Consider the following 21789-nt stretch of genomic DNA (forward strand, 5'->3'; position numbering starts at 1 on the left):
CCTGGGCTATATCCCGCCCGCAGAAGCTGAGGCAAACTACTACCGGCAACTCGGGCAGCCAATCCCCATTGCCGCTTAACTTAAACCCAACAGCCTCCGCGAAAACCGGGGCGGTTCAATTCGGGCTCAAGCCAATCAAATAGTGACAGACCATTCCAGACGCGCGGATGTCTTGGGTAGACTCTACTGCAGGCAATCATCAATAGCGAAATAGAGGATGCACTTGAACGCTTCACACATTTTGTCGTTGCATCACGGCTGTTAGCCATTAGTAACAGCAGGATTGGAGAAACGAACTCCCCCTACTGATTGAAATAGTCGCTTGTATAATGCCTATACGTCCACGCATGCTCACAATATGCTGCTCACTCAAGAGCATTGTTAACTCCTTAGTATGCGTTAACCTAATAATCCGTAAATCTACTCACCCAACAATTTTCGGTACAAGCTGTAAGGTAGATTGCTTATGAAAATTCGTATTGGTACGCGCCGCAGTGCACTTGCTATGTGGCAAGCCCGGTTTGTGGCTGATTGCATTAGGCGCGCAGATCCCACTGCAGACACTCAATTCGTGCAAGTAGGGTCGATCGGGGATTCCGATAGAAACTCAAGTTTTCAGGACATTGGTGGCATTGGAGTCTTCACAAAAAGCGGTGAGGCAGCCTTGATCGCCCACGAGGTGGATATCGTCGTTCATTCTCTGAAGGATTTGCCGACCACACTGCCTGAGCAACTGGTCTTGGCTTCGATTCCCAAGCGTGAAGATCCACGAGACGTACTCTGCGGAATACGTCTCGAGGATATTAAGTCAGACTGCACTATCGGCACAGGATCAATTCGACGCTCGGCGCAGCTGCTGTCTCTCTTCCCTGATATCAATATTCGACTGATAAGAGGTAATGTACCGCCTCGTTTGCGGAAAGCAGCAAAAAAGGAAGGCATAGATGGCACACTGCTAGCTGCTTCTGGATTGAAGAGGTTAGGTCTTCTTGACGAGTCTATGGAAATCTTGTCGCCAATTGTATTCCCATACGCAGTTGGTCAAGGAGCACTCGGTATCGAGTGTCGCAGTTCTGACAGCAAACTAATCAAGATGCTAAAGTCATTTGAGTGTTCTCGAAGTAGGGCCGAAATAGAAGCGGAACGCGCGCTTCTACATGGCCTGCAGGCGGGATGCAACCTTCCCGTCGGGGTACATGGCTGGTGGGTAGACGATATTTTTCACTTGAACGTAACAGTGACCAGCACAGATGGAACCTATTCAATTCGAGGCTATGAGACGACGCGCCTGAATAAAGCAACTGCTATGGGGACGGTTCTAGCTATGCGCCTCATAGAAAAAGGCGCTGGGGAACTCTTGAAAGCAGTAGCGCTTACTGAATTGAAAGAAACCGATTCTGCCCAGCCGCTTTAGGGAATGAGGATATCTGAGGCGATCTGATCCTATGTCAGTAGCTGCGACACCCCCCATCCTACAGCTGTTGGGTCGTATTGCTACAGCCAAGAAAGTGGCCAATCTGAGCGATCCATAAAGGCGGTCGTTGCGGCTGTACTCGCAGGGGAACTGACACGATTGCCAGACCTACTGGAGCCCGCCGTTCATCCAGTAGCTCCTTAATTTAGCGCCCGCCCTAGAATGGGCAGTGACGCACAACACGAAGAACAAACAGCACAGAGCGCATTATGCACACCTATTGGAAAGTCGATCTAACCATCGCCGCAATCTCTATTTTTCTGCTCATTCCGTTGGTCTGGATAGCGATCAATCAGTTCCGAAAATTGAGAGCCGAGCAACGACTTGGCAACGTCAAGGTCGCATATCGTCTCATGCAACGGTGGGAAAAGTTCGCATTGGCAGTAGGGGCCATGCTTGCCGGCTTTGAAATCTTGGCCAGTGTCATCTCCCCCCATTTCGGATCTATCGCACACGGAGTTGACGGCATCTCCGGGGGGTTTATGGTCGTTGGGCTCTTGGCCCTCATGCAACGACTCGATCAAGTGGAAAGGGAACACAGGCAAGTCGAACCGGACGGTGAAGTGGGTGAGTCGCAATCCTCGGACTAAGCCCCGAGGCAATGATGATGTGTGTCCGGCCTGCTGGGGGAGATAAGCAATGAAGTGCTTGCCTGAGCTGGAAAATTTCGGCCTTTGCCTAGTTCATATATATATACAGGGTCAACAAAACTGCAGCTTCAGCGGATCTGAAATGTTCACACAATTATATAGTTGACAGTGTCCGTAACACACTGATTCACAATGGTTCGAAGATCTCAGAATTAATTCCTAGCTACAGTTGATGAGGTCTCGGAACAGATGCAGCTCAGCCTCGGTGCCTCCGAACAGGAGGTCGGAGCAACCCGCTCGGTCGATGACAGCTTCAGCGGGATCCACCAATCCGTTTCCGACATCCACGATATGAACACCCAGATCGCGGCGGCGGCAGAGGAGCAGCACCAGGTTGCGGAAGAGATCAACCGCAACATTCACCAGGTGCACGAGGATACGCAGCATCTGAACGGCGTCGCCGGGCGGGCCAAGGGCAATTCACAGGCAATGGCCGATGCGGCGGAGGAACTGAACCGCATGGTGTCCAGGTTCAAGACGGACTGATAGTCGTCCGTGCTGTGCAAGCCCCTGGATGTTGTCGTTCGGGGGCCGTTCAAACCGCTTTCCCCTATTTGATCCGGCGGGCTTCCTTCCCGCCGTGTCCGGCCATCGGTTCAGGGGCGCTGCAGAGCCGTCTCCACGCGCTCGCGGTTCGCGCGGTCGGTGAGCTGTTCGATCAACTCCAGCGCGAAATCCATAGCCGTGCCCGGTCCGCGCGAAGTGAGGATCGGACCGTCGACTTCCATGGGGCTGCCGCTGCCACCCTTCTCGACCGCGTCCGGGAAGGCGGTGAAACGGCGGTTCTCAAGCAGCCCGGCTTTTTCCAGCACTTTCGGGGCGGCGCAGATCGCCGCCACCTTGCCGCCGCTCTCCAGCGTGCGGTGCAGCAGCCCGGCGATGCGTTCGTCATCGCGCAGGTGATCGGCGCCCGGCAGGCCGCCGGGCATCACGATCATGTCGAAGGATTCGTTCAGCACGGTGGCCAGGGCGGCGTCGGGAACGATGACGGTGCCGCGCGAACAGCGCACCGGGCCAGCATCCAGGCCGGCGGCGATCACCTCGATACCGCCGCGGCGCAGCAGATCGATCAGGGTGACGGCTTCGAGTTCTTCACAGCCTTGGGCGAGGGGGACGAGTACGCGCGCCATTGTGGACTCCTGCTTTGTGCGGCGATGATCCGGCTGACCGGCACGAGTCGGATACCTTCTTCGCGCAGCCGCGGGATCGCGGTCGCCAGTACGTCCAGTGTAGTCGGATAGGGGTGGCCGATGGCAACCGCCGTGCCGTCCCTGCGGGCGATGTGGATAAGCTCTCGAAGTTGCTTGCGCACGAAGTCGGCGTCGTCCGGAATCGCATCGAGAAAGATATTGCGCGACGTTGCAGGCACGCCCATGCGCCGCGCCTCGTCCAGCGCCACCGAGTTCGGCGTGGTGCGGCTGTCGACGAAGTACAGGCCGCCGATTCCGGCGATGTCCTTCATCAGCCAGTCCATGTCGCCGGGGTGCTGCGTGAGCAGGCTGCCCATGTGGTTGTTGATGCCCGAGACATGGGGCAATGAGGCAAGGTCGTCGCGCAGCGTGCGTGCGAAATCCGCCCGCCCCATGGCCAGGGTCAGCCCCCCCGGTCCCAGCGCGTGTGGCGCCACGCTCTGCATGGGCAGGTGCAGCATGATCTGCTTGCCCTCGCGCAGTGCGCGTTTGGCGAGCACGTCGGCATAAGGCGTGTGCGGCAGAAAGGCCAGCGTGACCGGTCCGGGCAGGTCGACCGCGCGTTTGCTCGGCAGATGCTCGTAGCCGAGGTCGTCGATGATGATTGCGACCTCGGCCGCCTGCGCGCTCAGTGCACAGGCGCAGATCAGAAGGCCGAGCAGCCAGATGCTTGGGCGCATGTTATCTGGCGTCGGCCGGTCTCAGCCTGCCGCAGTCGCTTTCTGGTGCGTGAAGGCCAGGCTCTTGAGCACGGTCAGCGCCTCGTACAGCTGGAAATCGCGCTGCGCCAGGCTGGGGTCGCCGTTGGACTTCTTGGCGCCGGCCTTGGGCGTGCCATCGGGATTGTTCAAATGGCCGGAAAGATCGGCTTCGCGCAGCATGCCGACGCCGCCGTTGTTCACTTTGCCCACCCGTAGCGGGTCGACCACGATGTTCGGTTTGATCCCCTCGGCCTGGATGGAAGTGCCGTTGGGCGTGAAATACAGCGCTGTGGTGATCTTCACCGCGGTGTCGCGCGACAGCGGCAGAATGGTCTGCACCGAGCCTTTGCCGAAGGTGCGTGTGCCGACGATGATCGCCCGATGGTTGTCCTGCAGTGCGCCGGAGACGATTTCCGCCGCCGAGGCGGTGCCGCCGTTGACCAGCACCACGATGGGCGCGCCGTGGAGCATGTCGCCGGGATGCGCTCTATAGCGCAGGTCGGAGTCGGCGATGCGGCCCTTGGTGTAGACGATCAGCCCCTTGTTGAGGAACGTGTCGGACACACCCACCGCCGCGTTGAGCACGCCGCCGGGATTGTTGCGCAGATCGAGCACGATACCCTTGAGCGGGCCCTTGTTTTCCTTGGCGAGCGTGCGCAGTGCCTTGTGCAGGCTGGCCGTGGTGCCGGACTGGAAGCTGGTGATGCGCACATAGGCAAAGCCTGGTTCGAGCATGTGGCTGCGCACGCTGTCGACGCGGATGACTTCACGTTTGAGCGTGACGCTCATCGGCTTCGAGGCGCCGGGACGCACGATGTCGAGCTTGACCTTGGTGCCGGGCTTGCCGCGCATCATCTTCACGGCCTGGTCGAGATTCATGTCGCGCACCGAGGTGCCGTCGATGCGGATGATGATGTCGCCGGTCTTGATGCCGGCTTTCTGCGCCGGGGTGCCGTCGATGGGAGAGACCACCTTGATATAGCCGTTCTCCGTGCCGACGACGATGCCGAGGCCGCCGAACTGGCCGGTAGTGTCGATCTGCAGCTGGCGGAAGCTCTTGGCGTCGAGATAGGCCGAATGAGGATCCAGCCCGGTCAGCATGCCGCGGATCGCGTTGTCCAGCAGCTCCTTGTCGCTGACCGGCTTGACGTAATCTTGCTTCACCCGCTGCATGACCTCGACGAAGGTGCGCAGCTCGTTGAGCGGGAGCCCGTCGACGCTCTTGGCCGCCGTCGCGGAATCGCCGTTGGTCGCGGCCGCGGCGGGAACGCTGAGGAAGGAGGCTGATCCGGCGCCTATGGCGAGGCCGGCGAGAAGCGCGAATACGGCGCGATAGCGAGCTTTCATGCAGTGACTCCCAGGGGATGCGCGTCCGGCGGGCGGGCGCGAGGGACAGACTTGGGCGATTCTAACACTTCGGTGGCCGAAGCCGGGCCACGGCGAGACGGAATGCCCGACGGGCCGCCGACTGGCGTCCGGCATTTCATTTATGCGCCAGCTTCGGCTGGCCTCGGCACCAGCGCGAGGGGTCCAGCGCCCTGCCCTTGTAGCGAATGGCGAAATACAGGCCATCGGCATTCAGCCCGCCGCTGTCGCCGACGCTGGCGACGATCTCGCCGGGGCGAACCCAGGTGCCGACACGTCGGTAGATGGCTTGATTGTGTCCGTAAAGGCTCATGTAGCCGTGACCGTGGTCGATGATCAGCAGCAGGCCGTAGCCGCGCAACCAGTTGGCGAACACCACGCGTCCGGCGTCTATCGCGCGTACCGGCTGTCCCTTGGGAGCGCCGATGAACACGCCCTGCCAGCGCAGCGAACCGTCGCTGCCGCTGCGTAGTGCGTGGAACCGCACGCGCAGCCTGCCGTTGGTCGGCCAGGGCAGGCGTCCGCGCAACTGGTAGAACGGTTTTTGCGACAGCGCGTTGAGCGAGGAGTCGTTGACCACGGCCTGCCCGACCGAGGACAGCAGGTTCTGCAGGCGCCGCTCGTTCGCCTTGAGATCCTTGAGGCGGCTGCGCTTGTTGCCGATCACCTGGTCCAGCTTCGCCAGCGCCCCGCGGCGCGTCTGCTCGGCCTGTTTCAGTGCGGCCTGCTGCGAACGTTGTTCGGTCAGCGTCTTCTGCAGTTCGCGCTTCTCCGCATCGACCTGCTGGCGGGTTGCGATCAGGCCGGCCAGTTTCTTGCGCGCCGATGCCATGACGTTCTGCCGGGCATGGTTGAGGTAGTCGAAATAGGCCAGCATGCGGCCAAGTCGGGCCGGATTTTCCTGATTCAGAAACAGCTTGATGGCCGGCTGGCGTCCCATGCGGTAGGCCGAATCGACCTGCGCACGGAGTCTGTCGACCTGCGTTTGCAGCGCCTGTTGCTGCTTGGTGGCCTTCTGGTCCAGGCGATCTAGGCGCTGGCGCTGCGAGGTGAGCTGGTCCTGCGTGTCGTGCAGATTATTGGCGGCCTGGGCGATGGCCTGCTCGGCATTCCTGAGGTCTGCTTCCAGTTTGCCGCGCCGGCCCTGGGCAGACTCCAGCTGACGGGTGACGCGCTGAATGCTCGACTGGATTGACTCGAGTTTCTGCGCGGTGTCCGAGGCCTGCGCGCGAGCGCTCAGCCCGCCGCAGAGCAGCAGACACAACAGGGTGCTCAGACATGACCGGCAGAAAGGGGACACGGCGACATCGCGGTGAACGGTACGGCGAGGCATTCTACGCGAGCCGGTGCCCAGGGCTCCAACCCGGCGCAGGGAAGGCATTTGCAATGCCAACTCATAAATAGGTGCTAATATAAGAACTTGACGTATCAAGTGAAGCAGGCGAGCAGGATAGACATGAATGCAACCACTCATCAGGAGTTGATGACCCAGGACCAGGATATCGATCGCGCTTCGCGTTCGCTGAAGGCGATGTCGCATCCTCTGCGGCTCAAGATTCTGTGTACCCTGGGTGATCAGGAAGTCAGTGTCCAGGACATCGTCGACAGCGTCGGGACGTCTCAGAGCAACATTTCCCAGCATCTGGCGATTTTGCGCGACAAGGGCATCCTGGCTGCACGCAAGGACGCCAACAAGGTCTTCTATCGCGTCAGCGACCACCGTACGCTGCGTCTGATCAGCATGATGCAGGACGTATTCTGCAGCAGCGGGGTGTAAGCGGCCCGCTGCCTGGGCTATAGTTCGCCGCTGATCGTTCAGAGGCGCTGTGTCCATGCAAGAATACCTGCAATTTGTCGGCAACCATCCCCTGCTCTTCGTGGCGCTGGCCGCGGTTATTGCGGCTATCGCATGGACCGAGTTGCAGCGCCTCACCAGCGGGGTGAAACACCTCGGCGCGAGCGAGGCCGTCATCCTCATGAACCAGGACGACGCCATGGTGCTCGACGTGCGCGAAGACAACGAGTTGCGCGACGGTACCATCGGCAAGGCCAAGCACATCCCGCTCAGCGCGCTCGACCAGCGCCTGCGCGAGCTGGAAAAGCATCGCGACAAGACCATCATCGCCTACTGCCGCAGCGGTGCGCGTTCCTCGCGCGCCTGCGGCAAGCTGCGCAAGGCCGGCTTCGAGAAGGTGGTCAATCTGCGCGGCGGCATCCTGGCCTGGCGCGAAGCCAACCTGCCGGTGCGCAAGCGGTGAGCGATGGGCATGTGCCGGTGGTGATGTATACCACCGCCTGGTGCCCCTACTGCATCCGGGCGCGCCACCTGCTGGAACACAAGGGCGTGCAGTTCGAGGAGCTGCGCATCGAGGGGCGGATGGATCTGCGCGCCGAGATGGAAGCGCGCAGCGGGCGCACCAGCGTGCCGCAGATCTTCATCGGCGAGACTCACGTTGGCGGCTATGACGACATGGCCGCTCTCGAGCGCGCCGGCGAGCTGGACGCGCTGCTGGCCGGCGAACGACCCTGACAGCCTGCCAGACGGTTTTTCATTGTCCGGCCAGGCGTTACCATAGCCTCCCTTCATCACCACAGTCGTGGACGACATCATGAGCGAAACGAACAACACCGAAGCCGAGCAACAGTTCGGCCTGCAGAAAATCTACCTCAAGGATCTGTCCTTCGAGTCGCCGGACGCGCCGCAGGTCTTCACCCGGGATTGGGCGCCGGAGGTCGAGGTGCAGCTGCAGGTGGCGCATCAGGCGCTGGACGACACCAACTGGGAAGTCGAGCTGCAGCTGACGGTGACGGCGAAGGTCGGCGAGCAGACCGTCTATCTGGTCGAGATCAAGCAGGCCGGCGTGTTCACCCTGGAGAACATTCCCGAAGAGCATCAGGGCCATCTGCTCGGCAGCTACTGCCCCAATCTGCTGTTCCCCTTCGCCCGCGAGGCGGTATCGGATCTCGTCACCAAGGGCGGTTTCCCGCAGCTGCTGCTGGCGCCGATCAACTTCGACGCGCTCTACATGCAGCAGCTCGAGCAGCAGGGCGAGCAGGCGCAGCCCATCATCAGCCACTGAGCATTCTGCGGGTGGCGTCGTGACGGTCCAAGCGCGCCATGGTTGAGGTCACGGACTCCGCATCCCCGCTGGCCGTGCTCGGCGCCGGCTCGTGGGGGACGGCCGTGGCTATGCTGGCCGCGCGCAACGGTCATCGCTGCCTGTTGTGGGGGCGCGACGCGGAGCAGATCGAACGCATTGCCGTAACGCGCCGCAACGAACGCTATCTGGGCGATATCGAGCTGCCGCAGGGCGTCGAGCCCTGCGCCGACCTCGATGCGGTGCTGGCCGAAGCGCGTGATCTGATCGTCGCCGTTCCCAGTGCCGCCTTCCCGGCCTTTCTTGCCGGCCTGCGCGGACGCCTGCAGCCGGGCGCCCGCATCGTTTCCCTGACCAAGGGTCTGGAGCTGGATACCGCGGACACGCTCGACAGCGTGGTCGAGCGCAGTCTGGGAAATGTCGAGCAGGCCGTCGTCTCCGGCCCCACCTTCGCCCGCGAAGTGGCCCGAGGGCTGCCCACCGCCGTCACGGTTGCCGCCCGCCCCGGCAGCTTCGCCGACACCGTTGCCGGCTGGCTGCACGGCTCGCAGCTGCGCGCCTACACCAGCGCGGACATGATCGGCGTCGAATTGGGCGGCGCGCTGAAGAACGTGCTGGCGATCGCCGTGGGCATCTCCGATGGCCTCGGCATGGGCGCCAATGCGCGCGCGGCGCTGATTACCCGTGGGCTGGCCGAGCTGTCGCGGCTGTATCAGGCTGCTGGAGCGCGCATCGAGACCTTGATGGGGCTCTCAGGGCTGGGCGATCTGGTGTTGACCTGCACCGACGACCAGTCGCGCAACCGCCGTCTGGGTCTGGCGCTAGGCCGTGGCACGCCGCTGGCTGCGGCGCTGGAGCACATCGGCCAGGCCGTCGAAGGCGCCACCACCGCCCGCAGCGTGATGCGTCTGGCGGAGCGCTATGCGGTGGAACTGCCGATCTGCGAGCAGGTGCATAGAGTGCTGTACGAGGGCGACGCCGCGCCGGATGCGGTCCGCCGGCTGTTGGCGCGCGAGCCCAAGTCCGAGGCCGGTACGCTCGGGACGGGCTGAACAGCCGGCCGCCCGGCCCTATAGCTTCAGAATCAGTTCGCGCAGCGCGGCCGCGTGGCGGCGGCTGACTTCCAAGCGGTCGTCGATGTGCTTGAACGTCACATAGAGATGGCCCGCGCGGTCGCGTTCCAGCCCGGAGATATACTCCCGTGCGACCAGCGCATTGCGGTGGATGCGCGTAAAGCGGTCGCCGAATTCCGTTTCCAGCGCCTTGAGCGGCTCTTCGATCAGCACCTCGCCCTCGGGGTGGCGCACGGTGATGTACTTCTGCTCCGCCTGCAGGTAGATGACGTCCTCGATCGGCACCAGCTCGACGCGCTTGCGCCCGCGCGCGCAGATGTGGGCCCGTCCGGGTTGCTCGGTCGGCGCGCTCGAGGTGCTGTTCCGTTCGCGCACGCGATCCAACGCCTCCTCCAGGCGCTCGCGTCGCACGGGTTTGAGCAGGTAGTCCACCGCGCGCGTCTCGAAGGCGGCCAGGGCGTGCTGATCGTAGGCTGTGGTGAACACCACCGCCGGCGCCGGATGCAGCTTGGCCAGCTCGCGCGCCGCTTCCAGCCCGTCCATGCCCGGCATGCGGATGTCCATCAGAACCACCTCCGGGCGGCATTCGGCGGCGATGCGCAGCGCCGTCTCGCCGGTGGACGCCTCGCCGCAGACCTCGTCCTCCCCGCTGTCAGTGAGCAGCGCCTTGAGACGCTCGCGGGCCGGCAGTTCGTCATCGACGATCATTACGCGCATCGGCGGCCTCCAGTGGCAATGACAGTTCTACGGTAAAACGTTCCGGCTCGGCGCGAATGTTCATCGCCGCGCCGCGGTAGCCGAGTTCCAGGCGCTCGCGGATATTGCCCAGGGCCATGCCCTGGCCGTCGTGCGCGGGGCCCGATTGCACCTGCGGCTGCGGGTTCTCTACGCGTAGCCGCAGGTGCGTGGCGTCGCGGGCGATGGCGATGTGCACGCAACCGCCGTCCGGGTTGGGCTGTATACCATGATAGACGGCGTTTTCGACCAGCGGCTGCAGGCTCAGCGCCGGTATGGGAAGTTCCTCATCGTCCTCGTCGATATCCAGCGCCCATTCCACCTGCAGCCGCTCGCCCAGGCGCAGGGTCTCCAGCGCCAGATAGTGGCGGGTCAGCTCGAGTTCGTCGCCGAGGCGGGCCCACTCTCCTTCGCGCAGCACGGAGCGAAACATGCTCGACAGATCCTCGACCGCGTTCTCCGCATCGGCTGGGCGGCTGCGGATCAGCGCGGCGATGGTGTTCATGCTGTTGAACAGAAAATGCGGCCGGATGCGCGCCTGCAGCGCGTGCAGCCGCGCATCCATGCGTGCCTCCACGCCCAGCTTCCAGTCGTGCTGCACGTAGAGATAGCGCAGACCCACCGCGGCCACGATGGCGCTGACCATCGCGTTGCGCAGCACGAACGCCAGGTCGCGCTCCAGGTCGACCGCGTTGGGGTGTACGACCCAGTCGAAGAACGCCGCGTTGAGTACGGAGAACAGCAGGGTGAGCCCGAGCACGATCAGATAGGCGAACGTCGCCTCGCGCGCTGGGCTCAGTTTTTCCAGCCGGGCGCGCAGGCGGCACAGCACCGCCACGGAGCTGAGCGCGATCCATTGCACAAACAGCGAGGTCAGCGCCAGCGTGCGCCAGAACGGCGCGAGCGGCCAGCTCGATAGCGCCAGCACCACCGCCAGCAACTCGGCGATCACCACCACCAGCAGCAGCGTCGAATCCCGGCAGAAGTCGGGCAGAAAGCCGGCGGGCATTTTGTCGTTGGTATGCATAGGTAGCCCCGGGCAACATCGCAGGCTGGTGAAACTCAACACATGCGGCACGTTAGGGCGTCGACAGCATCCTCGGATGCTCATGTACACCCATAACTCCGCTCCTGTGCTCGCCTGCCGATCCCCTAATTTCGGGATGGTCGGCGAGAAGCGCCGCAAACGCAAGCGGCGCAGGCGAACGGCCGGGCGGTCGCTACGGCGCAGCACGCATGTTGCGTATACTGCCTCCTATCAATCAGTCATTGAGGTAGACATGTCAGAATCGAGTGCCGACAAGCTCTGGGGCGGGCGTTTCAGCGAAAGTACCGACGCCTTCGTGGAGGCCTTCACCGCCTCGGTGAACTTCGACCGCCGACTCTATCGGCATGACATCCACGGCTCCATGGCGCACGCGCGCATGCTCGCCCACGTCGGCGTGCTGACCGACGCCGAGTGCGACGCCATCTGCGATGGGCTGGAAGCCATCCAGGCCGAGATCGAAGCCGGCGAGTTCCGCTGGGAGGTCGGCCTCGAAGACGTGCACATGAACATCGAGGCGCGGCTCACCGATCGCATCGGCGCCGCCGGCAAGAAGCTCCACACCGGCCGTTCGCGCAACGACCAGATCGCCACCGACATCCGCCTCTGGCTGCGCGAGGAAATCGACCACATCCTCGCCGAGCTGGTCCGCGCCCGCACCGGCCTGCTGGAGCTGGCCGAGCGCGAGGCGGACACCATCATGCCCGGCTTCACGCACCTGCAGGTGGCCATGCCCGTCACCTTCGGCCACCACATGCTGGCCTGGTACGAAATGCTTGCGCGCGACAGCGCGCGCCTGCGCGACGCCCGCCGCCGGGTCAACGTCATGCCGCTGGGCGCCGCCGCCCTGGCCGGCACCACCTACCCCATCGACCGCGCCTACGCCGCCAGCCTGCTCGGCTTTGACGGCGTGGCCGCCAACTCGCTGGACGCTGTCTCCGACCGCGACTTCGCCATCGAGTTCTGCGCCGACGCGGCGCTGATCATGACCCATCTCTCCCGCGCCTCCGAGGAGATGATCCTGTGGTCCTCGGCGCAGTTCGGCTTCATCGAGCTGCCCGACCGCTTCTGCACCGGCTCCTCCATCATGCCGCAGAAGAAGAACCCCGACGTGCCCGAGCTGCTGCGCGGCAAGACCGGCCGCGTCAACGGCGACCTCATCAGCCTGCTCACCCTGATGAAGGGCCAGCCGCTGGCGTACAACAAGGACAACCAGGAAGACAAGGAACCCCTGTTCGACGCCGTCGACACCGTGCGCGGCAGCCTGCGCGCCTTCGCCGATATGGTCCCCGCCATCGAGGTCAACCGCGAGCGCATGCGCGCCGCCGCCATGCAGGGCTACGCCACGGCGACGGATCTCGCCGACTACCTGGTGCGCAAGGGCGTGCCGTTCCGCGACGCGCACGAAGTCGTCGGGAAGGCCGTGCGCCGTGGGATTGAACTCGGTTGCGATCTGAGCGAACTGAAGCTGGAGGAACTGCAGCACTTCAGTTCGGAGATCGAGGCGAGCGTCTACGAGGTACTGACGCTGGAAGGCTCGGTTGCTGCGCGCGGGCACTATGGCGGGACTGCGCCGGATGCGGTGCGGGCGCGGATCAGGGAAGCGAAGGCGGCGTTGGAGAACGAATAATCACGGCGCATGTTTACCCGGATTAGAATGAAATCGGCAAGACTACCGCTTGCCTATGCGACTTTGGCGTAGGCAAAAGACAAGACCTGGCCCCGAATTCCACTGGACTGCTGCTATTTGGAATATTGGTGGCTGTATTGGCGTTGGCATTACAGCCGTCGGGTTGGTTCGCTACGTTGACGCCTTTCAAGAGCTCAAGCGATTCTGAGCGTGGTCCTAGACCTGAAGAATCTCGTGAGGGGGGCAGCTCAAGTCGAGAATGGCGTAGCGGACTTTTTGGAGGGCTTTGCCAAGGTTGTGCGAGCTGCCGAAGAACGAAAAGAAGTTATTTCTGAGGAAGGGAAAGCCAGAATTCGAATTCTTATCCATGGGAGTTCGCCTCTCTTCGTTGAAGTCTATGTCGACGTTCGTGCGAGCTAATTCAGGCGTTAGTCCCCGCATGTCAGGGTGAGGTCTTGCGTTTTGTCTTTTTGACCTCGATTTTTTTCTGATTAATGGGCTGCAGTTATTAGCGGTAGGGAAAAATGCAAGACCTTACTCCGATTTTAAGGTTCCTATTTTAGCGATTTTCGATTTCTGTGTGATAAACAAGGCCTAAGTAATATGGTAAACGATAAGAAAGAAATGAACGCAAAATGGGGTCAGATACCCTCTTGATGCCCCGCTCTTAACCTTCATCGGTGTTTGGTTGTGTCCTGGTCTCGCTGCGCAGAACAAGCAGAGCCGCCAGGATGATGGCAGCGCTGCCGGACAAGACGAGATAGCCGGTTGTGATCGAGGTCGCTTCCATCAGGGGTCCCAACAGAAGAGGCGAGACGAATTGACCGAGAAACATGCACGTGCTGAACACGGCCATGGCGCGTCCGAGTAGAGACTCCGGCACGTAGTCGTCGATCAGGACGGAAGTAGTGGAAAACGCCAGAGCATTGCCGATACCGAGCATGGCGCTCGCAACGGCGAGCACGATGAAGTCACCGGACGTGCCGAGGGTCAGGAAGGCGAGAACCCACATCAAAGCGGTTAGCCGCAGGAGGGTAAGATAGGAAAAGCGCTTCCCTAGCCACCCGAAGACGACCCCGACAATGCTGGACGTCGCCGCCATCAAAGCTATGTAGAGCGAGACTAAAACCGGTGCCGTGAGGCCGAGTTCGCTCAGCCGCAGCGGCAGAAAGACCGCCAGGGCATAAAGCATTACAGCCTGCGTTGCGACTAGGAAGTAAACGGCGATAAGGGCTGGCCTGAGGAGTAGGGTAAGGAGGGAGCCCTTGTCTTGTTCCAGACTTGGTTCACTCCCGTACCTGGGAATGACGGCCAGTGCGGTGAGTCCCAGGGGCACGCCTACAGCGTACAGACCGAAGGTGGCATGCCACGAGAAAGCCGTGGCCAGGCCGCCGCCAATGATGGGAAAGAGAACGCCACCTAAGCTGGTCGCCGTGGTACGCCACCCCATGACACGATCGCGGATTGCACCGCGATAAAGCGACAGCATCGCGACTGTGGTTCCGGCGAAAACGAACGCCGCTCCGATGCCGAAGATCGCACGGCTGACGATTAATGCCGAATAGCTGGATGTAACGATCCCCGCACTGCCGGCCAGCCCGTAGAGTAGCAGGCCGCCGGCCAGTGGCGCGCGCACACCCCATCGGTCGATCATCCAGCCTGCCAGCGGGCTGATGATGGCAATAACAAGCCCGTGCATAGTGAGAATGAGGCCGGCCGCCGTTCCGTCTACCCCGAGATCGCCGCGCATGAGTTCCACGACTGGTGCGATGGCGGATCCGGCCATCACTGCGAGCGTCGAGGCGAGCAGCAGCAGCGTCAGCGCAACGCGATAAGGGATTTGAGCTTCTCGGGCGTCTTCTCTGTCGATAACCGGCATTGCATGCATGGACATTCTTCTAGGCGAGACGAAACGTTTGGGGAAGAGTGTGCTCCTGGATGTAAAATGTCAACAAGTGGCGTTTTATGATTGGACGCAATTGCGCTCCAGCCGCGATATGATTAAGTTACGGTATGAAACCTAGCGCCAGCACCTCAGACGACAGTCGGTTGCCACTTAGGGAACGAAAGAAACTTCGCACCCGGCGTGCGCTCGCCGACACTGCTCTTGAGCTTTTTGCCGAGAATGGCTTTGCTGCGACGACTCTCGATGAACTGGTCGATCGCGTGGACGTCTCGAAGAGAACCTTCTTCCGCTACTTCGCTTCGAAAGAGGACGCAGCCATAGCTACCGAAGCCGAGTTCTGGGAGGCTTATATAGATGAGGTTCGCGACCGCGACGTGCAGGGGCGCCTTTTCAGCTTCCTGAGAGAGGCTCTTTTGGCCTCGCTCCGATCGATGGACGCGGAGTGGGACAGGCGTTTCTTTCAGACGCGAAGGATTGTGGCCTACGCAGGCAGTTCCGTCCTGTACGATCACTCCGAGCTTGCCTCCTTGCGAGCACAGAGGCAGTTGATCGACGTTCTCGGAGAGAAAATCGGCATAGACGGTCGAGAGGATGTCCGCTTCCGCATGCTCGGCGAATTTGTGCTCGGTGCGTGGCGCTGCGGTGCCAGCAATTGGGTTGCCGGTCGAGGCGCGGGCGCGCGAGGCATCCGTGGGCATGGTGGCCGCGACATGCTCATCCGCAGGGTGGAGGAAGCGTTTGACGCGATTCCTGAAACTCTTACGCTTGCTGCACGCGCGGTTCGGGGTCAGGTCTAGAATTTACACGCGCGGTTCGCGCGCGGTTCGGGGTCACGCGCGGTTCGGGGTCACGCGGTTCGGGGTCCGCGGTTCGGGGTCACGGTTCGAGATACCCTCTTGGATTTCAAGTGCTCGCAGCGGGATTTCAGCCTGGAACGGCTGTCCTGATTTGATCACCCCGTAGATCAGGTGCACGAGTTTTCTCATGCTCGCCCCGACGATGGCTTTGGGCGCCAGCCCCTTGTGCTGCAGGCGCTTGGCCAGCGCGATGATCACCGGGTTGTGACGCGTGGCGACGAACCGGCGCACGTCGCCGATGTAGGCCAGGAACTGCGCGGCGGTCCTGTTTCCAATGCCCGGGATGCTTTGCATCAGCTGTGCGTCTTGCTTGAGTTCGGGATGGCCGTCGATGTGGTCGTCGATCGAGCCCTGCAGCTTGCGGATCTGCTCATCGAGCCAGGCCACGTGCTCTTTGACCATGGCACTGACGTTGGCGGCCGGCCCCTGCTCGAGGGCTTCGAGCCGATTGAGTTCCTGCTGGCGCATGTCGATCAGTGCCTGCAGCCGATCGACCAAGGCCCTCAGCTCACGCACGGCCTCGCTCGGCGGCTCCCAGACAACAAGCGCTGCCCGCTGCGCGAACCGGGCCAACAGCTTGGCATCGGCCCGGTCGGTCTTGTTGCGGCTCAGCTCACTCTGGGCAAAGCCGGCGACACGCGCCGGATTGACCACGCTGACCGCCCAGCCGGCATCGGCCAAGGCGATGGCCACCGATTCGCTGTACGGGCCGGTGGCTTCCAGCACGATCGGCGTATCGGCCGCCAGCTTGCGTTGCGACAACCACCGCAGCAGTTCGCCATGTCCGGTGGCGGTGTTGCTCAGCACCTTGGTCTTGAGTTTCTCGCCGCTGATGACACAAATGTCGAGTTTGGCTTTCGACACATCAATACCCACGGCCTGCTCATTCATCTTGTCCATCCTCGTATCCAGACTCTGCACAGACTGTGCGGCCTAAGTTACCCTTCGGAATCGATGAACGAGACAACGGGTCGGCGGACTTATCTGACCCACAGGCTCTGTCGCCTAAGGTCTCACCAGCCTCAGCCGACCCGGCCGCTTCATCATCTACAGCCTCATGATTTTCAACGGCAAGTTCACGGTTCGAGGTCTAGAATTTATACCTGGTTAGCGCTAGCTTCCTGGAATAGCTCATCCCCAGGCTCTTTCGATGGGGAAGGGTCTTGCGATGGGTGTTGTCTGCCGGCAGCAGACAAGAGGCTTGCGAGAAGGTTCGGGGGCTGGTGTTGTAATCCACAGCCTTTGGAGAGCTCGATGAAGAGCACTTGATTGCCGGACTTCAACGTCGCTCGTAATAATGTGGCTTAGCATGAACCGGGTCTGCTTTCTCCCGGAGGGTTTATGCGCACCGCAGCTTTGGGTCTCATCGGCATCTTGAGCGGCCTGGCGGGATTCTCCGCCTCAGCCTTCGCGAAGTTTACGCCGAGCCATGTCGTCATCGTGGTCGAGGAAAATCACGGTTCCGGCCAGATCGCCGGCAATCCGAACATGCCATACCTCAACAAGACGCTGATCGCCGGTGGACTGTTGCTGACGAATTCACATGGCGTCCAGCATCCGAGCCAGCCTAACTATCTCGACCTGTTTTCGGGTGGCGATCAGGGCGTCACGAACGACCGTCCGGTGCCCGGTTCGAGTATGAGTCCGGCAACGCAGAAGCCGCTGACCTCGGGCAACGTCGCCGCGGCGTTGATCCACCGGGGCTACACCTTCCGTGCCTACTCGCAATCGCTGCCGTCGGTTGGCTCGCTCGCTTACTTTTCGGACGGGAAGTATTCGTACAACGCTGTGCCTCGGAGTAACCCGGGGGCTTTCATCTACGCACGCAAGCACAATCCCTGGACCAACTGGCATGTAACAATAGTGTAACAATAGTGTAACAATAGGGTCAGACTCGATTGATCTATAACAATAGGGTCAGACTCGATTGATCTAGATTTTACTGCTAACTTATAGCGTAAATTGACGCTTTGGAACGCGAATGCCCCGTCTGCCGCGCTATGTTATCCCCGGCCAGCCGCAACACGTCATCCAGCGCGGCAACAACCGCAGTGTCATCTTTGCCGACGACGCGGATTACCAGTTCTACTTGAACAAACTCAGGGATATCAGCCAGCGGCTGCAATGCGCTGTGCATGCCTACGTGCTGATGAGCAATCACGTACACGTTCTGCTAACCCCGTATACCGCCGATGGCATCGGCAAACTGATGCAGTCGCTCGGGCGCTGCTACGTGCAGTATTTCAACTACACCTATGAGCGCACGGGCACTCTGTGGGAAGGGCGTTACCGGGCTACAGTGATCGATAGCGAACAGTATCTGCTCACCTGCATGCGCTATATCGAACTCAACCCTGTACGCGCCGGCATGGTGGCGCACCCGTCGGAGTATCCCTATTCCAGCTATCCTCACAATGCAAAGGGGAAAGCGGAGCCGTTAGTCCAACCGCACGCCCTTTATCAGCGTCTGGGGGGTACGGCGGAGGAGCGCCAAGCCGCTTATCGCGCTTTGTTTAAGGCCCGTATTCCAGAGGCGACCTTGTCGGAAATCCGCGATGCTACCAACAAAGCCTGGGCGTTGGGCAATGATCGATTCAGGCAGGAGATTGAGAAATTGGCTGAGCGCCAAGCCGCGCCCAAGTCCAAAGGCGGTGATCGCCGCTCGGTGCAATACCGAGAAAGGCATATCAATCAAGTCTGACCCTATAGGTTCTATCGAGTCTGACCCTATAGGTTCTCGTATCAATCAAGTCTGACCCTATAGGTTCTATCGAGTCTGACCCTATAGGTTCTCGAAACCGGCCTGGAGCATCGGCCTGCCACGGACGGGCAACGCGTGGCCGGCATCTACCGGTGCTCCGTCATGCTGGCGAGCGGGCGCTACGCGATGCTTGATGACGGCATGGGATTCAGCCTGGTGCCGTGGCACCCCGTGATCGAGCAGCGGCTGGGGCAGCAGCTTGCCGCCACGGTGCGCGGCGGCGGTGTGTCTTGGGAGATTGGGCGGCAACGTGGCCCGTCTATCTGATAACAATGGAGAAAAGATATTTCCTACGAGTCAACCGTTGTTCCCTTTTTCGCTTCGTCGAGCAGCCATTGAGCAAACGCTTGTATTGGCTCTCTGCTCAATCCAATGGGCTCGGGGAGGATGAGGCAGAAGGTTTTGGAAATGGTTTTCCCCTCTGGCCACGGGGCCACCAGATTTCCTAGCGCAAGTTCGGTTTCAACGTACAGGCGCGGTACTAGCGCAACACCGAGGCCGGCTAATGCGGCTTCTATCAACATTCCATGGAGGTCATAGCGTGCACCAATTGCAGGATTGGTCAGCGGGGTTCCCGTCTCCTGGGAGTACTGAAGCCAAGCTTCCGGGTTCTGTCGTCGGTGCAGACGCGGTAATTCGTCCAGTGCGGTTTTTCGTTTGCGTCCTGTCAGAAGTTCAGGATGGCAAACCGGAACCAGCACTTCATGCAAAAGCTGGTGAGTCCGCATTCCCGTCCACGCTGGGTGCTCGAAATGGATGGCGGCATCAAACCCGCTCCCGGCTAGGACGAAGGGGTCCATGCGCTCGGCAAGATGCACAGTGATGTTCGGATGCTTCTGCTGGAATCTTGACAAGCGAGGAATGAGCCATCGCATCGTGAACGTCGGGATGGTGGCAATGTCCAGGCTCGCGCCATCGCTCGGCTGCCCCATCAAGTACTGGCTGTCCCGATCCAGGCGGTCAAGCGATTCGCGGACTTGGGCCGCGTAACGCTCTCCGTTGGGCAGGAGGCGTACACGATTGCCGACCCGCTCGAACAGCGTGACCCCGAGGAAGGCTTCCAGCCTGCCAATCTGGCGACTGATGGCTCCTTCAGTCAGAGACAGTTCCTCTGCCGCGCGCGCGAAGCTGCCGTGGCGCGCAGCCACTTCGAATGCCATCAGTGCCGTGCTGCTGGGGATCTTCCTTCGCATGAGCGTTCCCGTTCTGAAGCTGGCGATCCAGCTTAGCTTGATCTTTTATCACTGAAGCATACCGAATAATCGTTTTATGCGCGGATATCAAGGCCATACCATGACGGAACATCAACAAAGAGGGCCGGATGCACAAGAAGTCCGGTAGCGAGTGATCCATGATCTATACCGTCGAATGCAGCTTTGCCAACCCAGCCAGCGAAGCAGAGTGGAATGATTTCTACAGCCTGGAAAAGCTGCCCGCGCTCATTTCAGTAAGCGGATTCCATACTTCGCAACGCTTCAAGGCGTTGAGCCCTGGCTGTTCCGTCTACCTAGCCATGCACTCAATCGACGGTCTGGCCGTGCTTGAGGGCGATGAGTACCGCCAGAAGGGTGGCGGCAATTTCGCTCGTTGGCAGCAGCACATCACCGATTGGCACCGCAATCTTTATGGCGGCCTGGAACGCGCGCCTGCCATCGGTGAAGGAGACCATCTGATCGTGAGCGCAGTCGGTCCCGAGCCGCTCATCGAGATGGGGCTCAAGCCTGATCTGATGCGGGCCGTCGCATTGGAGAAATTTCCTAAAAACAGGTGGTTGGCGAAGCTGGATAGCTCCATCAGTCTCAGTGTGGAAACCCTTCCGAAGGACGTGCACCTCTATGCCCCGATGACCGCGCAATTGACGAGTGGCAATGACGCAGTGCCCCAGACGCAGGGACAGAACCGACATGCCTAACCTGACGATCTTCATCCAGGCGGAAAAGATGCCGCCCGAAGCGAATCTGGCGGAACTCACCGAACGATGCGCTCGGCTTTGTACGAACGTCCTCCAGGCTGCGCTGGACAACGTGCATGTCGTCTATGTCGCTGCTCGCCAGGGGCGCGGGCATCCTGCTTACGCGGAAATCAAGTACCGCCTCGAACCGCTCAGAACGCCATCGGTCATGGACGCCTTCATGACGCGACTGGATGAGGCCATAAAGCGCCATACGGGGCTAACGGCGCGCATCCGTTGCTTCGGCTATCCGGCCCCTGCCATCTACGCGCGGAACTGATGACGCACAAGGAGCGCCGCAATGAAAAAAATGAAATTTCCAAGCCAACAGATCGGCGAGTTTTAGATCACGGCCATCAGTGACGGATACCTTTCCGCAAGTCTAGATCTTCTCTCCAATATCGGTCCTATGGAGGCGTCCAAGTTGCAGCAGGACGCAGGCGTGAGCGACCCATCCTCGATCCACATCAACTGTTACCTGGTGCGCGGAAGGGGCCGCACGATTCTCATCGACGCGGGGGCTGGCGGATTCAAGCAGTGGGGCGGCAAGTTGAAGGCAAATCTCGCGCTCGCTGGGGTGCAGCCCGCCGACATTGACACCATTCTTCTGACCCATGCACATCCCGACCATGTTGGGGGGCTGCTTGACTCGTCAGGGGAAGCAGCCTTTCCCGATGCAGAGTTGGTGGTCCACCAGCATGAGGTCTCTTTCTGGGAGGACGATAGCAATCTCAGCCGAGCGAGTGAGCGCGCTCGCGGAAACTTTCTGTTTGCCCGGAAGGTGTTCGATCAGTATCGGGAGAAGACGCGCACGTTTGTTGATAGCGAAGTTCTCCCTGGTATCAGTGCGATGCCCCTTCTGGGACATACCGCAGGTCATTCCGGTTATCGCATCGAATCCCATGATCGTAGTCTGCTGGTTTGGGGGGATATCGTTCATTTTTCCCAGATCCAGATTGCTCGTCCCGGCGTGTCCATTGCATTCGACCAAGATCCGATTCTCTCCGCCGAAACACGATCCAAACTGTTGGATGTTGTTAGGGAAGCGCTGATTTATTCGCCTGAGGCGTCTGTGCTGGTCGTGAGTCTGAGATAATGAGCCGTCGTCACAGTTGGGTTGATCGCCATGCAATCGAGCTTTTCGGATCTGGAATCCGTGGCCAAGAAGAAGCGCACGCGCCGGGATCGGTTTCTGGGTGATCTGGAGCAGCTCGTGCCCTGGGCGGCGCTGGTCGAGGCGCTCGAGCCGCACTACCCGAAGAGCGGCCGGCGGGGGCGTCCGCCGATTGGGCTAGAGCGCATGCTGCGGCTCTACATTGCCCAGCAGTGCTTCGGGCTGTCGGACGAAGGGGC

The 21789-nt window shown here is 60.9% G+C and carries 25 protein-coding genes and 1 pseudogene; 16 read left to right on the plus strand and 10 right to left on the minus strand.

Features of this window, described 5'->3' with window-relative positions:
* Positions 1-466: 466 nt before the first annotated feature.
* From hemC to P8014_RS17780, 3 genes are all read left to right on the plus strand, one after another.
* Entirely contained in the window at positions 467-1414 is a 948-nt protein-coding gene (gene hemC, locus P8014_RS17770) for a hydroxymethylbilane synthase (protein ID WP_337818663.1), read from the plus strand.
* A gap of 269 nt (positions 1415-1683) precedes the next feature.
* Positions 1684-2064, plus strand: a complete 381-nt coding sequence (locus tag P8014_RS17775) for a hypothetical protein (RefSeq protein ID WP_337818664.1) — start codon at positions 1684-1686, stop codon at positions 2062-2064.
* 249 nt (positions 2065-2313) lie between these two features.
* Positions 2314-2610 (plus strand): methyl-accepting chemotaxis protein, encoded by a 297-nt coding sequence (locus P8014_RS17780; protein ID WP_337818665.1) that lies wholly within the window; start codon positions 2314-2316, stop codon positions 2608-2610.
* Positions 2611-2720: 110 nt separating this feature from the next.
* Here the strand turns inward: P8014_RS17780 and P8014_RS17785 are convergent, their stop codons facing one another.
* The 4 genes from P8014_RS17785 to P8014_RS17800 form a co-directional block, all read right to left on the minus strand.
* The gene (locus tag P8014_RS17785; protein WP_337818666.1) at positions 2721-3254 is read right to left on the minus strand and encodes a DJ-1 family glyoxalase III; all 534 of its coding nucleotides are present in this window, start codon (positions 3252-3254) and stop codon (positions 2721-2723) included.
* Complete coding sequence (locus P8014_RS17790) at positions 3194-3994, minus strand: divergent polysaccharide deacetylase family protein (RefSeq protein WP_337818667.1); 801 nt, start codon at positions 3992-3994, stop codon at positions 3194-3196. The genes P8014_RS17785 and P8014_RS17790 overlap by 61 nt, the downstream gene beginning before the upstream one ends.
* Before the next feature lie 21 nt (positions 3995-4015).
* Positions 4016-5362 (minus strand): S41 family peptidase, encoded by a 1347-nt coding sequence (locus P8014_RS17795; RefSeq protein ID WP_337818668.1) that lies wholly within the window; start codon positions 5360-5362, stop codon positions 4016-4018.
* Positions 5363-5498: 136 nt separating this feature from the next.
* Entirely contained in the window at positions 5499-6680 is a 1182-nt protein-coding gene (locus P8014_RS17800; RefSeq protein ID WP_337818669.1) for a peptidoglycan DD-metalloendopeptidase family protein, read from the minus strand.
* Between the two features lie 156 nt (positions 6681-6836).
* On the opposite strand from P8014_RS17800, the gene P8014_RS17805 reads away from it, so the two are divergent.
* The 5 genes from P8014_RS17805 to P8014_RS17825 all read left to right on the plus strand — a co-directional run bounded on the left by P8014_RS17805 (position 6837) and on the right by P8014_RS17825 (position 9530).
* On the plus strand, positions 6837-7157 hold the full coding sequence (locus P8014_RS17805) for a metalloregulator ArsR/SmtB family transcription factor (RefSeq protein ID WP_337818670.1): 321 nt from the start codon (positions 6837-6839) through the stop codon (positions 7155-7157).
* Positions 7158-7212: 55 nt separating this feature from the next.
* Positions 7213-7638 (plus strand): rhodanese-like domain-containing protein, encoded by a 426-nt coding sequence (locus P8014_RS17810; protein ID WP_337818671.1) that lies wholly within the window; start codon positions 7213-7215, stop codon positions 7636-7638.
* 23 nt (positions 7639-7661) lie between these two features.
* Positions 7662-7910 (plus strand): glutaredoxin 3, encoded by a 249-nt coding sequence (gene grxC / locus P8014_RS17815; protein WP_337818687.1) that lies wholly within the window; start codon positions 7662-7664, stop codon positions 7908-7910.
* A 79-nt stretch (positions 7911-7989) separates the two neighbouring features.
* Complete coding sequence (gene secB, locus P8014_RS17820) at positions 7990-8460, plus strand: protein-export chaperone SecB (protein ID WP_337818672.1); 471 nt, start codon at positions 7990-7992, stop codon at positions 8458-8460.
* Between the two features lie 38 nt (positions 8461-8498).
* A complete protein-coding gene (locus tag P8014_RS17825; RefSeq protein ID WP_337818673.1) occupies positions 8499-9530 on the plus strand; it encodes an NAD(P)H-dependent glycerol-3-phosphate dehydrogenase in 1032 nt (343 codons plus the stop codon).
* Between the two features lie 18 nt (positions 9531-9548).
* Here P8014_RS17825 and P8014_RS17830 read toward each other — a convergent pair whose 3' ends face one another.
* A complete protein-coding gene (locus P8014_RS17830) occupies positions 9549-10268 on the minus strand; it encodes a LytTR family DNA-binding domain-containing protein (protein ID WP_337818674.1) in 720 nt (239 codons plus the stop codon).
* Positions 10246-11313: a histidine kinase gene (locus P8014_RS17835; protein WP_337818675.1), complete on the minus strand. Its 1068-nt coding sequence runs from the start codon at positions 11311-11313 to the stop codon at positions 10246-10248. The genes P8014_RS17830 and P8014_RS17835 overlap by 23 nt, the downstream gene beginning before the upstream one ends.
* Positions 11314-11566: 253 nt before the next feature.
* Between P8014_RS17835 and argH the strand changes: the two genes are divergently transcribed.
* Positions 11567-12961, plus strand: coding sequence for an argininosuccinate lyase (argH, locus tag P8014_RS17840; protein ID WP_337818676.1), 1395 nt, complete (start codon positions 11567-11569; stop codon positions 12959-12961).
* A gap of 667 nt (positions 12962-13628) precedes the next feature.
* Here the strand turns inward: argH and P8014_RS17845 are convergent.
* From P8014_RS17845 to P8014_RS17855, 3 genes are all read right to left on the minus strand, one after another.
* Complete coding sequence (locus P8014_RS17845; protein WP_337818677.1) at positions 13629-14849, minus strand: MFS transporter; 1221 nt, start codon at positions 14847-14849, stop codon at positions 13629-13631.
* A gap of 146 nt (positions 14850-14995) precedes the next feature.
* The gene (locus P8014_RS17850) at positions 14996-15565 is read right to left on the minus strand and encodes a hypothetical protein (RefSeq protein WP_337818678.1); all 570 of its coding nucleotides are present in this window, start codon (positions 15563-15565) and stop codon (positions 14996-14998) included.
* Positions 15566-15697: 132 nt separating this feature from the next.
* A complete protein-coding gene (locus P8014_RS17855; RefSeq protein ID WP_337818679.1) occupies positions 15698-16624 on the minus strand; it encodes an IS110 family transposase in 927 nt (308 codons plus the stop codon).
* A gap of 441 nt (positions 16625-17065) precedes the next feature.
* Here P8014_RS17855 and P8014_RS17860 point away from each other — a divergent pair, with 441 nt between their 5' ends.
* From P8014_RS17860 to P8014_RS17870, 3 genes and pseudogenes are all read left to right on the plus strand, one after another.
* Positions 17066-17593 (plus strand): alkaline phosphatase family protein, encoded by a 528-nt coding sequence (locus tag P8014_RS17860; RefSeq protein ID WP_337818680.1) that lies wholly within the window; start codon positions 17066-17068, stop codon positions 17591-17593.
* Positions 17594-17705: 112 nt separating this feature from the next.
* Positions 17706-18425, plus strand: coding sequence for a transposase (locus P8014_RS17865; RefSeq protein WP_337818681.1), 720 nt, complete (start codon positions 17706-17708; stop codon positions 18423-18425).
* Between the two features lie 93 nt (positions 18426-18518).
* A pseudogene (locus tag P8014_RS17870) lies at positions 18519-18752 on the plus strand (DUF3363 domain-containing protein); the annotation flags it as partial.
* A gap of 23 nt (positions 18753-18775) precedes the next feature.
* On the opposite strand, the gene P8014_RS17875 reads toward P8014_RS17870, so the two are convergent.
* Positions 18776-19645: a LysR substrate-binding domain-containing protein gene (locus tag P8014_RS17875; protein ID WP_337818682.1), complete on the minus strand. Its 870-nt coding sequence runs from the start codon at positions 19643-19645 to the stop codon at positions 18776-18778.
* 191 nt (positions 19646-19836) lie between these two features.
* Here P8014_RS17875 and P8014_RS17880 point away from each other — a divergent pair, with 191 nt between their 5' ends.
* From P8014_RS17880 to P8014_RS17895, 4 genes are all read left to right on the plus strand, one after another.
* Positions 19837-20397, plus strand: coding sequence for a hypothetical protein (locus tag P8014_RS17880; protein WP_337818683.1), 561 nt, complete (start codon positions 19837-19839; stop codon positions 20395-20397).
* Positions 20390-20716 carry a hypothetical protein gene (locus P8014_RS17885; RefSeq protein ID WP_337818684.1) on the plus strand — a complete coding sequence of 109 codons (327 nt, stop codon included), beginning with the start codon at positions 20390-20392 and terminating at the stop codon, positions 20714-20716. Before P8014_RS17880 ends, P8014_RS17885 begins: the two co-directional genes overlap by 8 nt.
* A gap of 162 nt (positions 20717-20878) precedes the next feature.
* Positions 20879-21532 carry an MBL fold metallo-hydrolase gene (locus tag P8014_RS17890; RefSeq protein WP_337818685.1) on the plus strand — a complete coding sequence of 218 codons (654 nt, stop codon included), beginning with the start codon at positions 20879-20881 and terminating at the stop codon, positions 21530-21532.
* Between the two features lie 30 nt (positions 21533-21562).
* Positions 21563-21789 (plus strand): transposase (locus tag P8014_RS17895; RefSeq protein ID WP_337818686.1); only part of this gene is annotated, 227 nt, incomplete at its 3' end.

The organism is Acidihalobacter sp. (genome assembly GCF_037381185.1).
Classification (GTDB): domain Bacteria; phylum Pseudomonadota; class Gammaproteobacteria; order DSM-5130; family Acidihalobacteraceae; genus Acidihalobacter_A.